Origin of the sequence: Streptomyces uncialis (genome assembly GCF_036250755.1) — a bacterium.
GTDB classification, from domain to species: domain Bacteria; phylum Actinomycetota; class Actinomycetes; order Streptomycetales; family Streptomycetaceae; genus Streptomyces; species Streptomyces uncialis.
Window position 1 is genome coordinate 5257730 of sequence record NZ_CP109583.1, and the last position, 12763, is coordinate 5270492.

Consider the following 12763-nt stretch of genomic DNA (forward strand, 5'->3'; position numbering starts at 1 on the left):
AGGGGGATGCGCGTGGTCATGAGCGGGGCGGCGGCTGTGGCCGGTCCGGGCGGGGGGATTCGGAGTCCGAACGCTCCGACTGCGAGGCGGGGGCGGGGCGAGGACGGCCGGGGGAGGGAGGCCGCGGTGAGCGGTGGCGGTGAGCGGGGACGGCGTGGGACGGAGGTCGTGCGGAGGTGGGCGCCGGTGCTGGGCGTCGGGTGTGCCGCGTTCCTGTTCGTGGAGGGTGCGGCCGGGCTCGTGGCCGGGGTGCTCGCCGGAGCCGGGGCGTGGTGGGCCGGGCGGCGGGTGGGCTCGGCGGCCGAGGGACCGGACCTGACGCGGGTAGCGGGTGAACTTCCGCTCGCGGCGGATCTCCTGGGCGCGTGCGTGGCCGCGGGTGCCGAGCCGGTCAGCGCGGCACGGGCGGTCGGTGACGCGCTGGGCGGGCCGGTCGGGGTGTGCCTGGCCCGGGGTGCGGCGGAGGTGCGGTTGGGCGCCGGACCGGCGTACGCCTGGCGGGAGTTGGCGGCGCTGCCGGACGGGGCGGGGCTGGCCCGGCTGCTGGAGCGCGCGGGGGACTCGGGGGCGCCGGCGGCAGCGCCGGTGGCCCGGTACGCGGCCCAGGCCCGGGCGCGGTGGAGTCGCACCGCGACGGCGCGGGCCCGGCGGGCGGGGGTGCTGGTCACGGCGCCGGTGGGGCTGTGTTTCCTGCCCGCGTTCGTGGTCGTCGGGGTGCTGCCGGTGGTGGTCGGCCTGGCGGGGCGGCTGTTGGCGGGAGGTGACGGATGACTCGGACACCGGGGTGAGGCGTCCCGGTCAAGGAGCGGAGGTCGGGTCGGGGCGCCACGTAATGAGAGCAGTTGAAGGTTCAGGAACGTCAGGGAAATCGCGAGCAACGGGGGTTGCCATGGGTTGCGGAACACGGGTGCGGGCGGGTGTGCGTACCGGGATGAGGAAGGTGCGGGGTGCGGTGGTCGCGGTGCGCCGACGCCACGGCCACGGGGACGGGGACGGCCACGGGGACGGCCGACGCCACGGCCACGGGGACGGCGGGATCGTCACCTCGGAGTACGCGATGGGACTCATCGCGGCGGTGGGGTTCGCCGGGGTGCTCTACAAGGTGGTGACCAGCGCGCAGGTGAGTGCCGCGCTGCAAGGGGTCGTCCAGAAGGCGCTCGATGTCCAGTTCTGAGGGCCGGGTTCCCAGGTCCGGGGTTGCTTCGGGTTCCGAGGCTGTTCCGATGTCCAGGTCTGTGGGGTGGCGCCCCGAGCGGGATGGCCCGAGGCGGAGGCCGTGGGGAGGCGTCGGGCATCGCGGGGACCGGGGGTTCGTGACGGCGGAGGCGGCGGTCGCGTTGCCCGTGCTGGCGGTGTTCACGATGGCGCTGGTGTGGGCGCTGCTCGCCGCGGCGGCACAGATCCAGTGCGTGGACGCGGCTCGGATCGGCGCGAGGGCCGCCGCCCGGGAGGACCCGGAGGCCGCTGTCGTCGTGGCGGCGCGCCGGGCGGCGCCCGCGGGCGCCAGGGTCTCGGTGCGCCGGGACGGTGATCTGGTGCGGGTGCGTGTCAGCGCCCCCGCCCCGGGGCCCGACGTGCTTCCACTGTGGCTGCGGCACACGGCGGTGGCGCCGGCGGAGGACCCGGCCGTGACGGTTGCCGGTGAAGTGGGGGTCCTTGAGCGGGCAGGGGGCGGGGTCGGTGAGCGGTGACGGACCGGTGCTCACCGGAGTGACGGACGGTGGTCGGACCGCGGGTGGGAAAGCCCGTTCCTGTTCCCGTTCCCGCTCATCCTTGTCCGGTGCGTCCGGTGCGTCCGGTGCGTGTCGCGGGGGTCGCCGTCACGGCAGGGATCGGGGCGCGGCGACTGTGTGGGCGGTCATGGCGGTCGCCGTCCTGGGGTTGGTCTTCGGGGTGCTTCTGGCCATGGGTCACGCGATGGTGGTCCGTCACAAGGCGGCGGGGGCGGCCGATCTGGCCGCGCTCGCCGCGGCGGAGCACTGGATGGCGGGGCAGGCGGGGGCGTGCGCGCGGGCCCGGGTGGTGGCCGGGGCGCAGGAGGGGCGGTTGGTGCGGTGCGTGCTGAACGGCGAGGTGGTGGAGGTGACGGCCGCGGTGGGCGAGGGCATGTTCGCCGCCGAGATGAGATCCCGGGCGGGCCCGGCGACGGTGCCTCTGCCGGGGGTGCGTTGAGGAGCCGCCGTGGGAGCGGAACCGCCGTCCTGGCGCTTGACGGGGTCTCTGGGGTCCTCGGCGTTCGAGATGATCCCCGGTGGTCGACAGACTGTGCGACGGGCGTGGCGCCCCCCTGAGGGGCCGTCAGGGGGCATGTCCGCGGCGGCGCGGGCCTCCACCTTGCGGTATCCGGCTCCACGTCGGCCGTCGGCGCACACCGCACTCGGCCAAGGCGGCCCAGGACCCTGCGCCGGAACCGGTCCCGCGTCCGGCCCAGTTCCGGGCTCAGGCTCTACGCCCGGTCCCGGTCCCGGTTCCGGCTGGGGCTCGGCTCACGCCTGCGGGCCAGGCCCCGGCTCAGCGCCAGATCCCGGCTCAGGGCCAGGCCCCGGCTCAGGGCCAGGTCCCGGCTCGGGGTTCGGCCCGTGATCAGGTTCCGGCTCAGAGGTTCGCTCAGGGGGTGGTGCGTCGGTGAGGAGGGTGGTGAGGAGGCGGAGGGCGGCTCGTTTGTGGAGGGGCTCGTTGCCGTTGCCGCACTTGGGGGACTGGATGCAGGACGGGCAGCCGGCGTCGCACTCGCAGGCCGCGATGGCCTCGCGGGTGGCGGTGAGCCAGCCGCGGGCGGTGCGGAAGGCGCGTTCGGCGAAGCCCGCGCCGCCGGGATGGCCGTCGTAGACGAAGACCGTGGGAAGGAGGGTGTCGGGATGCAGGGGGACGGAGACGCCGCCGATGTCCCAGCGGTCGCAGGTGGCGAAGAGGGGCAGCATCCCGATGGAGGCGTGCTCCGCGGCGTGCAGCGCACCGGCGAGCTGTTCGGGTCCGATCCGGGCGGCGTCGAGCTGGTCCTCGGTGACCGTCCACCACACGGCGCGGGTGCGCAGGGTGCGGGGCGGCAGGTCGAGCTTGGTCTCGCCGAGCACCTCGCCGGTGATCAGTCGGCGGCGCAGGAACGAGACGACCTGGTTGGTGACCTCGACGGAGCCGTAGCAGAGCCGCCCGTCGCCCCAGGGGATCTCCGTGTCGGTCTCCAGGACAGAGATCGAGGTGATGTCACGGGCGACCGTGGAGTACGACGGGGCGGCCTGCTCGACCAGGGCGACGGAGTCGTCCAGGTCCAGTCGCCGGACGAGATAGGTGCGGCCCTGGTGGAGGTGGACGGCGCCCTCGTGGACGGAGGAGTGCGCGGCGGAGGCGTCGACGGTGCCGAGGAGACGGCCGGTGGCCTCCTCCACGATCTGCACCGGGGCACCGCCGCCGCCCCGGATGTCGGTCAGGTCGGCGGCCCGTTCCCGGCGGGTCCAGTGCCAGGCGCTGGTCCGGCGGCGCAGCAGCTTCGCGGCCTCCAGCTGGGGCATCAGTTCCGCCGCGCCGGGGCCGAAGAGCGCCAGGTCGTCGTCGGTGAGCGGGGCCTCGGCGGCGGCGGCGCACAGATGCGGGGCGAGGACGTACGGGTTGTCGGGGTCGAGGACCGTCGACTCGACCGGCTGGTCGAAGAGGGCCTCAGGGTGGTGGACGAGATAGGTGTCCAGCGGGTCGTCACGGGCGATGAGCACCGCCAAGGCGCCCTCCCCGGAGCGCCCCGCGCGCCCGGCCTGCTGCCAGAGGGAGGCCCGGGTCCCGGGATAGCCGCAGATCAGGACGGCGTCCAGGCCGGAGACGTCCACCCCGAGCTCCAGGGCGGTGGTCGCGGCGAGGCCGAGGAGCTCGCCGGAGTGCAGGGCGCGCTCAAGGGCCCGGCGCTCCTCGGGGAGGTAGCCGCCCCGGTAGGCGGCCACCCGGCGGGGCAGGGAGCGGTCGACCTCGGCGAGCCGGTCCTGGGCGATGACGGAGATCAGTTCGGAGCCGCGCCGGGAGCGGACGAAGGCGACCGTGCGGACCCGGTCGACGACCAGGTCGGTGAGGAGGTCGGCGGTCTCGGCGGTGGCCGTGCGGCGGACCGGGGCGCCCTTCTCGCCGTGCAGCTCGGTGAGCGGGGGCTCCCACAGGGCGAACACCAGTTCGCCGCGCGGGGAGGCGTCGTCGGCCACCTCGCGCACCGGTACGCCGGTGAGCCGGGTCGCCGCGGCGGCCGGTTCGGCGGCGGTCGCGGAGGCCAGCAGGAACACGGGGTCGGAGCCGTACCGGGCGCACAGCCGCCGCAGCCGGCGCAGCACCTGGGCGACATGGGAGCCGAACACACCCCGGTAGGTGTGGCACTCGTCGATGACGACGTACCGCAGCGCGCGCAGGAAGGAGGACCAGCGCGGGTGCGACGGGAGGATGCCGCGGTGCAGCATGTCCGGATTGGTGAGGACGTACGTGGCGTACTGGCGTATCCACTCCCGCTCCTCGAACGGGGTGTCGCCGTCGTACACGGCCGGGCGGACCGCCTTGCCGAGCGGCGCGGTGAGGTCCCGCAAGGCGCGGTGCTGGTCAGCCGCCAGTGCCTTGGTGGGCGCCAGGTACAGCGCGGTGGCGCCCCGCCCGTTGGGTGCCTCGGAGCCGTCCATGAGCGTCGACAGGATCGGGACGAGATACGCCAGCGACTTGCCGGAGGCCGTCCCGGTGGCGACGACGACGGACTCGCCGTCGAGGGCGTGCCGCGCGGCGGTCGCCTGATGGGCCCACGGCCGTTCGATGCCGGCTGCCCGGATCGCGTCGATCACTTCGGGCCGAATCGCCTCGGGCCAGTCGGCATGACGGCCCGCACGTGGGGGCAGGTGCTCCGTATGAGTGATGCGGGTGGCCCTGCCTTGCCGGGCCGCGAGACGGTCGAGCACGACGTCAGGAGCGTCGGCGGCGTCCGCCCGTGGTCCGGGGACACGAGGAAGATTAGTCAAATCGGCCATTGGCACCGAGTGTGTCACTGGTCTGGTGGACAATCACTGTCAGGCGTCCCTCGGGGTTCCTGCGGCTTTGGTCGTGCCCGCCGTCGCGGGGGCGCTCCATGATTGAATGCCAACGCGGCTGGCGATCCGTCCCGGGGGTTCAAGCCGAGGTGTCCCTAGGGGCGACCGCTCGATAGCAAGGTGCTGGAGGATGATCCGTGGACCTGTCCCTGTCGACCCGTACCGTCGGCGATCGTACGGTCGTCGAGGTCGGTGGCGAAATCGATGTGTATACCGCGCCCAAGCTGCGGGAGCAGCTGGTCGAGCTGGTGAACGACGGCAGTTTCCACCTGGTCGTGGACATGGAGGGGGTCGACTTCCTCGACTCCACCGGACTCGGCGTGCTGGTGGGCGGCCTGAAGAGGGTGCGGGCCCACGAGGGCTCCCTGCGCCTGGTCTGCAACCAGGAGCGCATCCTGAAGATCTTCCGGATCACCGGTCTGACCAAGGTGTTCCCGATTCACAACTCGGTCGAGGAAGCCGTCGCCGCCACCGACTGACCATCGTCCCCGGGTCCGCCCGGGGGACAGTGCGACCATCGGGGGGCCGGGCCGCAGGCTCGGCCCCCCGACACACGTCAGCCCGCCCGAGGGGGATGCATGGCAACCGTCGAACTCCGCTTCAGCGCGCTGCCCGAGCATGTTCGGACCGCCAGGCTGGTCGCGGCGGCCGTCGCCCGGCGCGCCGGGGTGGACGAGGCCGTGCTGGACGAGGTGCGGCTCGCGGTGGGCGAGGCGTGCACCCGTGCGGTCGGACTTCATCAGAGCGGCGGGATCGACGCGCCCGTCGAGGTGCGGCTGATCGAGGAGGAGAAGCAGTTCTCCATCGTCGTCGGTGACGAGGCACCCCGGGTGGGTTCCGCTTCCGACGCCTCCGGTGAGAGTGCCGAGAGCGAGGACGAGATGGGTCTCGCGGTGATCAGCGGTCTCGTTGACGATGTCGAGGTCACCGCTGGTGAGGCGGGCGGATCGATCCGGATGACCTGGCCCACGGCCGCCGCCTCCGCGGCGGGCTGACACCCGACACCGGACTCCGAACACCCGACACGTCCCTAGCCGGGCCGTCCCTCCTCCGTCCGGCCCTGCCATCCCTGCCATCCCTGCCATCCCTGGCCTCTGCCGGGTCCCGCCCGGCCCTGCGCCCGGCCATGCCCGCGTCGCCCGTACGGCGTCCCGGCGCCCCTGCCTGTGCCGGCCGAGGCCCACGCGGGCCCGCGCCCCCGCCCACGGTCGTACGCGCAGCCCTGGCCGCACCGGCGCACAGCCGCACCGGACGTGTGGGACGGGGCCGGACGTACTGGATGGCCGCCCCGCCCCGCCTCGCGCACCCCGTCCGCCCCACGCGGGCCGCCTGTGCCGTCCGAACACCACTTCGCACGAATGTGCCCCGCCGTACGAGCCCCCGCTCCCACCCGCTGGCGTAGCCGGTGTGCCGGGGCAGCCGGGGTGAGCCGGGGCAGCCGGGGCAGCCGGGGCAGCCGGGGTGAGCCGGGAGCGGCCATCCCGCTCCGCCGCCCGGCCCCGGCATCCGCACCCTCGCTCGGTCCCGAAGCCCGTACCCGGCCCCGGTGACCGCACTTCGGCTCCGTAGCCCCCGCTAGGTCCCGGAGCCCGGAGCCTGCACCCGGCCCCGGTGACCGCACCGCCCCCGGGCGACCGCTCCCCGTAGCTGCCTCCCCCATATCCGCCGCCCCCGGATACCCGCCGGAATCCGCTCCCCGGAATCCGCCCCCGTATCCGCCCCCTGAATCCCCTCCCCGTACCGCGGCCGGTACCGCTCCCGCACTGCCGCTCCCGTACTGCCGCTCCCCGCGCTACCGCTCCGCTCCGCTCCCCGTAACCGTCTCCGGTCCGCACTCGTGTGGATGATCGGGAGCAACCCCCGACACACACTCGCGGCACTTTCCCACATGCCTCAAGGGCATTATTTTTCATGTGCGGATGCGAGAGCGAATTTCCCCCACCCTGCGGTCGCCACTCTGTTTGGATCGGGATTCTCTCCCTACAATCCGTCCACATCTTGAGCTCAGTCCAAGCGTCAAGGAGGACGAATGGCGGAGCTTTTCACCCCCCTGGGGAACAACCACTCCACCCCCCTCGCGGCGGCGGTCCTGACCGACGAGAACCGCCTCATCATCGTGGTCGTCGCGGCTGTCGCCCTGGCCGCGCTGGTGGTGGCGGAAGTCCTGGTGCGCCAGGTGCTCGCCGCGAGCGAGGGCACCGACGGCATGAAAAGGATCGCGGCGGCTGTACAAGAAGGCGCGAATGCCTATCTGGCCCGGCAGTTGCGCACACTCGCGGTTTTCGCGGTGGCCGTGTTCTTCCTGCTTCTGCTGCTTCCGGCGGACGACTGGAATCAGCGGGCGGGCCGCTCGGTGTTCTTCTTGATCGGTGCGGCGTTCTCGGCGGCCACCGGCTATATCGGTATGTGGCTCGCGGTGCGCAGCAATGTGCGGGTCGCGGCGGCGGCCCGGGAAGCCACGCCGAGGGAAGGCGAACCGGAAAAGGATCTCACCGCGGTATCGCACAAAGCGATGAAGATCGCTTTTCGTACCGGTGGTGTCGTCGGCATGTTCACGGTGGGGCTCGGGCTGCTCGGCGCCTCGTGTGTGGTGCTGGTGTACGCGGCCGACGCGCCGAAGGTGCTGGAGGGATTCGGACTCGGCGCCGCCCTGATCGCCATGTTCATGAGGGTCGGCGGCGGCATCTTCACCAAGGCCGCAGATGTGGGCGCCGACCTGGTCGGCAAGGTCGAGAAGGGCATCCCGGAGGACGACGCGCGCAATCCCGCGACCATCGCCGACAACGTGGGCGACAACGTCGGGGACTGCGCGGGGATGGCCGCGGACCTGTTCGAGTCGTACGCGGTGACCCTGGTCGCCGCGCTGATCCTCGGCAAGGCGGCCTTCGGTGACGCGGGGCTCGCGTTCCCGCTGATCGTGCCCGCGATCGGGGTCGTCACCGCGATGATCGGGATCTTCGCGGTGGCGCCCCGCCGCAACGACCGCAGCGGGATGTCCGCGATCAACCGGGGCTTCTTCGTCTCCGCGGTGATCTCCCTGGTCCTGGTCGGCGTGGCGGTGCTCGCGTATCTGCCGTCCTCGTACGCGGACCTGGAGGGCGTCACGGATGTGGCGATCCAGACCAGGGGCGGCGACCCGCGGGTGCTCGCCCTGGTCGCCGTGGCCATCGGTATCGTCCTCGCCGCGCTGATCCAGCAGCTCACCGGCTACTTCACCGAGACCGGCCGCCGTCCGGTCCGGGACATCGTCAAGACCTCCCTGACCGGCCCCGCCACCGTGATCCTGGCCGGGATCGCGGTCGGTCTGGAGTCGGCGGTGTACACCGCGCTGCTGATCGGGCTCGGGGTGTACGGGGCGTTCCTGCTCGGCGGCGCGTCGATCATGCTGGCCCTGTTCGCGGTCGCCCTGGCCGGTACGGGGCTGCTCACCACGGTCGGGGTCATCGTCGCCATGGACACCTTCGGTCCGGTCTCGGACAACGCGCAGGGCATCGCGGAGATGTCCGGGGACGTCGACGGCGCGGGCGCGCAGGTGCTCACGGACCTGGACGCCGTCGGCAACACCACCAAGGCGATCACCAAGGGCATCGCCATCGCCACGGCGGTCCTCGCGGCGGCGGCGCTCTTCGGCTCGTACCGGGACGCGATCACGACCGCGGCGGCGGACGTGGGGGAGAAGGTCGGGGACGGCGGTCCGCTGAACCTCGTCATGGACATCTCGCAGCCCAACAACCTCGTCGGGCTGATCGCGGGCGCGGCGGTGGTGTTCCTGTTCTCCGGGCTGGCGATCAGCGCGGTGTCGCGGTCGGCGGGCGCCGTGGTCCACGAGGTGCGCCGGCAGTTCCGCGAGCACCCCGGGATCATGGACTACACGGAGAAGCCCGAGTACGGCCGGGTGGTCGACATCTGCACCAGGGACGCGCTCAGGGAACTCGCGACCCCCGGGCTGCTCGCCGTCCTCGCGCCCGTCGCGATCGGTTTCACCCTCGGGGTGGGTCCGCTCGGGGCGTTCCTCGCGGGCGCGATCGGCACGGGCACGCTGATGGCGGTGTTCCTCGCCAACTCCGGCGGGGCGTGGGACAACGCCAAGAAGCTCGTCGAGGACGGGCACCTCGGCGGCAAGGGGAGCGAGGCGCACGAGGCGACCGTGATCGGTGACACGGTCGGTGACCCGTTCAAGGACACGGCGGGTCCCGCCATCAACCCGCTGCTGAAGGTGATGAACCTGGTGGCGCTGCTCATCGCCCCGGCGGTGGTCGGTTTCGGCTACGGCGAGAACGAGAGCCTGGCGGTGCGCGTGCTGATCGCCGGGTCGGCGTTCGCGGTGATCATCGGGTCCGTCTACATCTCCAAACGGCGGGGCATCGCCGTGGACGGGGACGACGGCGGCGAGGGCGGCGGAGGAGTGAAACGCTCGGCCGAACCAGGAGATCCGGCGGTGGTGTCCTGAACGGCGTCGCGCGGCCCGCCGCCGGGAGGTCACGCGCCGGCCGTGGCGGCGCCGCGCTCCGTCATCGCTGAGCGGCGAGCGATCCGCTGAGCGGCAAGCGGCGGGCGGACACCATGTGTTGACGTGGCGTCCGCCCGTGGCCGGGGGGCGCGCGTCCGGGAGCGGGTACGTCCGGCGGCCCGTGCCCGGCTCCGTGAGCCTTGTCTCGCCGTACGAGGATGCTCTTGGTGCAAATGGCTTCAATAGCGGGCAGAGGGGATGCCCCGCACCTGCTTGTCCCCCGATCGACGTGTAAGTTCCGGGGCCGAGAGGCCACGGAAGGGACCGATCCGGTGAACAAGAAGCTCGCTGTCGCACTGTCCGGCGGTGCGGTACTCGTACTGGCTCTGTCGGGATGCGGTGACGACGGCAACGAGAAGCTCGATTCCTGGGCCAAGACCGTCTGCGACTCCGTCGAGCCGCAGTCCAAGAAGATCGCGAGCGCCAATACCGCGATCCAGGCGCAGACCGCGGACAACAGCAAGCCGGAGGACGTCAAGTCCACCGACTCCAAGGCGTTCCAGGACATGTCCGACGCGTACAAGGCGATCGGCGCCGCCGTGCAGAAGGCCGGCGCCCCGCCGGTCGACGACGGTGAGACCAAGCAGCAGAACGCGGTGAAGGAGCTGAACGGGATCTCCGCGGCCTACGCCGGGCTCAAGAAGCAGGTCGACGCGCTCGACACCGACGACCAGGGCAAGTTCGCCAGCGGTCTCGACAACATCGCCGGTGAGCTGATCAAGCTCGGCCAGAGCGGGAACAACGCGCTGAAGACGCTGGAGGAGGGTGACGTGGGGAAGGCCATGCAGAAGCAGGAGGGCTGCAAGAACGCGGGCGCCTCCCCGGCGGCGGCCAGCGGCTGACCCCGGCCCCCGGGCTCGTCGCCCCCGGCCCCAGACCTCCGGCCCCGGTGAACCCTGACTCCGGTGCCCCGGCCCCGGCGGCCGACCGGGTCGTTCAGCCCCGGTGACCCGGACCCGGTGACCCGGCCCAGGTGACCCGGCCCAGGTGACCCCGGACACCTGGCGACCCCGGACCTGACGACCCCGCTCCCGCCCCGCGCCCCGGCCCCGGTGACCCGGTAGCCGGCACACCCGGCGACCTCGTGACCCGGGGACCCGGCCCGGCGGGCGGCTCGGCCCCGGTACCCCGACTCCGGTGACCCCGACTCCGGTGACCCCGGCCGTGGGCCGCCGCACCCCCGTCACCGCCCGGGGCCCCGCCTCGCCCGGGTGGCCCACCTGGGGCGGTCCGGTTCCCGGCGCCGACGGGGTGGGCCCGGCCCGCCCGTTCCGCCTCCCGGAGCGCCCGCCGACGACGGCGGGCGCTCCCTCGGTGCTCCGGCCCGGGGCGGGGGCGGGGAGAATGAGGGCGTGACTCTCTCGCGTCTGCCTGTCCTCGATGTGTCCCGCGTGTCCCCGGTGCCGTCCGGGGCTCCGGTGTCTTCCGGGTCCTCGGGCTCCTCCGTGTCCTCGGTGTCCCCCGCGTCCTCCGCTCCCGGCGGTCCTGACGGTGCCGAAGGTTCCGGCGGGGGTTCCGGTACGGCCGGGGCGCTCAGGGAGGCGCTGCTGGCGGCCGACTTCACCGCCGACGGGCTGCTCGAACTGCTCGGGGCGTCCGCGTACGCCGCGCTGGCCCGGGGCGAGACCGTTCCCGCGCTGCGGGCCACCCGGGGGGACGGCGCCCTGGAGGCGCTCGTCCGGCTGCTGTTGCTCCAGCAGCCGGTGCCCCGCGCCCGGGTCGCGTCCGTGCTGCCGGTCGCGCGCTGTGTGACGGACGGCTGGCTGGCCGAGGTCGGCGGCGACGAGGTCGCCGCCCGGGTCGACGTACGGCCGTACGGCGGGCCGGACGGCGAGGACTGGTTCATCGTCTCGGACCTCGGATGCGCGGTCGGCGGCGCGGGCGGCGCGACCGGGGCGGACGGCGGTACGGCCGACGAGGGGGTCGTGCTGGGTGTGGGCGGCGCGTCCACGACCCTCGCGGGCATCACCGTACGGACGCCCGTCGAATCCGCGCTCGACCTCGGCAGCGGCTGCGGCATCCAGGCGCTGCACGCGGCCCGGCACGCCACCCGGGTCACCGCGACCGACCTCAACCCGCGGGCCCTGCACATCACCGCCCTCACCCTGGCGCTCTCCGGGGTCCCCGCCCCGGAGTTGCTGGAGGGTTCGCTGTTCGAGCCGGTGGGCGAGCGGCGCTTCGACCTGATCGTCTCCAACCCGCCGTTCGTGATCTCGCCGGGCGCCAGGCTCACTTACCGTGACGGCGGTCTGAGCGGCGACGACCTGTGCCGGAACCTCGTCCAGCAGGCCGGGGAACGGCTGAACCCGGGCGGCTACGCACAGTTTCTCGCCAATTGGCAGCACGTCGACGGCGAGGACTGGACGGAGCGGCTCCGCTCCTGGGTGCCGCGCGGCTGCGACGCCTGGATCGTGCAGCGCGAGGTCCAGGACATCGCCCAGTACGCGGAACTGTGGCTGCGGGACGCGGGCGACCACCGCGGTGACCCGGCCGCCTACGCCGCCCGGTACGACGCGTGGCTGGACGAGTTCGAGGCGCGCGGGACCAGGTCCGTCGGCTTCGGCTGGATCACCCTGCGCCGGACGGACGCGGCGCGGCCGTCGGTGACCGTCGAGGAGTGGCCGCACCCCGTCGAGCAGCCGCTCGGGGACACCGTCCGCGCGCACTTCGCCCGGCAGGACTATCTGCGCGGCCGGGACGACGCGGCGCTGCTGGCCGAGCGTTTCCGGCTCGCGGACGAGGTGGTGCAGGAGCAGGTCGGACTGCCCGGCGCGGAGGACCCCGAGCATGTCGTGCTGCGGCAGAACCGGGGCATGCGCCGTGCCGCCCGCGTCGACACGGTCGCCGCCGGGTTCGCCGGGGTGTGCGACGGCACGCTGAGTGCCGCCCGCATCCTCGACGCCATCGCGCAGCTGCTCGGTGAGGATCCGGTGGTGCTGCGCTCGCGGACCCCGGAGCAGATCCGTTCCCTGGTGGAGCAGGGATTCCTGGAGCCCGTCCAGGCGTGACGGGCCCGGGCGACGGCCGGGACCCGCACCCGTGCGACAGCCGGGGCGCGTAACGGGCCGGGACGCGGGCCGGGCCGCGGGCACGCGCGCGTGAGGGCCGTTCCCGGTCTTCCGTGGCGGGTTTCGCACCGGCCGTTCCCGGGGTCCCGCGGCCGTCCCGCGGACCGTCGCGGAACGGGTTCACCCCGCGGAGGTCCCGCCGT

Annotated in this window: 10 protein-coding genes; 9 read left to right on the forward strand and 1 reads right to left on the reverse strand. The window is 73.4% G+C overall.

Annotated features, from left to right (window positions below):
* The first annotated feature begins 18 nt into the window (after window positions 1-18).
* The 4 genes from OG711_RS21865 (at window position 19) to OG711_RS21880 (ending at window position 2172) form a co-directional block, all read left to right on the forward strand.
* On the forward strand, window positions 19-771 hold the full coding sequence (locus OG711_RS21865) for a type II secretion system F family protein (protein WP_405673953.1): 753 nt from the start codon (window positions 19-21) through the stop codon (window positions 769-771).
* 160 nt (window positions 772-931) lie between these two features.
* Entirely contained in the window at window positions 932-1174 is a 243-nt protein-coding gene (locus OG711_RS21870) for a DUF4244 domain-containing protein (protein ID WP_329560132.1), read from the forward strand.
* Window positions 1175-1313: 139 nt separating this feature from the next.
* Window positions 1314-1691, forward strand: coding sequence for a TadE family type IV pilus minor pilin (locus tag OG711_RS21875; RefSeq protein ID WP_405673956.1), 378 nt, complete (start codon window positions 1314-1316; stop codon window positions 1689-1691).
* A gap of 82 nt (window positions 1692-1773) precedes the next feature.
* Window positions 1774-2172 (forward strand): Rv3654c family TadE-like protein, encoded by a 399-nt coding sequence (locus OG711_RS21880; RefSeq protein WP_329560133.1) that lies wholly within the window; start codon window positions 1774-1776, stop codon window positions 2170-2172.
* Window positions 2173-2486: 314 nt separating this feature from the next.
* Here the strand turns inward: OG711_RS21880 and OG711_RS21885 are convergent, their stop codons facing one another.
* The gene (locus OG711_RS21885) at window positions 2487-4982 is read right to left on the reverse strand and encodes a DEAD/DEAH box helicase (protein WP_329560134.1); all 2496 of its coding nucleotides are present in this window, start codon (window positions 4980-4982) and stop codon (window positions 2487-2489) included.
* A 197-nt stretch (window positions 4983-5179) separates the two neighbouring features.
* Between OG711_RS21885 and bldG the strand changes: the two genes are divergently transcribed.
* From bldG to OG711_RS21910, 5 genes are all read left to right on the forward strand, one after another.
* Window positions 5180-5521: an anti-sigma factor antagonist BldG gene (bldG, locus tag OG711_RS21890; protein ID WP_073795391.1), complete on the forward strand. Its 342-nt coding sequence runs from the start codon at window positions 5180-5182 to the stop codon at window positions 5519-5521.
* Between the two features lie 99 nt (window positions 5522-5620).
* Window positions 5621-6037 (forward strand): ATP-binding protein, encoded by a 417-nt coding sequence (locus OG711_RS21895; RefSeq protein WP_073795388.1) that lies wholly within the window; start codon window positions 5621-5623, stop codon window positions 6035-6037.
* A 1034-nt stretch (window positions 6038-7071) separates the two neighbouring features.
* Window positions 7072-9492, forward strand: a complete 2421-nt coding sequence (locus OG711_RS21900; protein ID WP_329560135.1) for a sodium-translocating pyrophosphatase — start codon at window positions 7072-7074, stop codon at window positions 9490-9492.
* Between the two features lie 332 nt (window positions 9493-9824).
* Window positions 9825-10394, forward strand: coding sequence for a small secreted protein (locus OG711_RS21905; RefSeq protein WP_073795386.1), 570 nt, complete (start codon window positions 9825-9827; stop codon window positions 10392-10394).
* Between the two features lie 603 nt (window positions 10395-10997).
* Complete coding sequence (locus OG711_RS21910; RefSeq protein ID WP_405674934.1) at window positions 10998-12560, forward strand: DUF7059 domain-containing protein; 1563 nt, start codon at window positions 10998-11000, stop codon at window positions 12558-12560.
* Window positions 12561-12763: the final 203 nt, after the last annotated feature.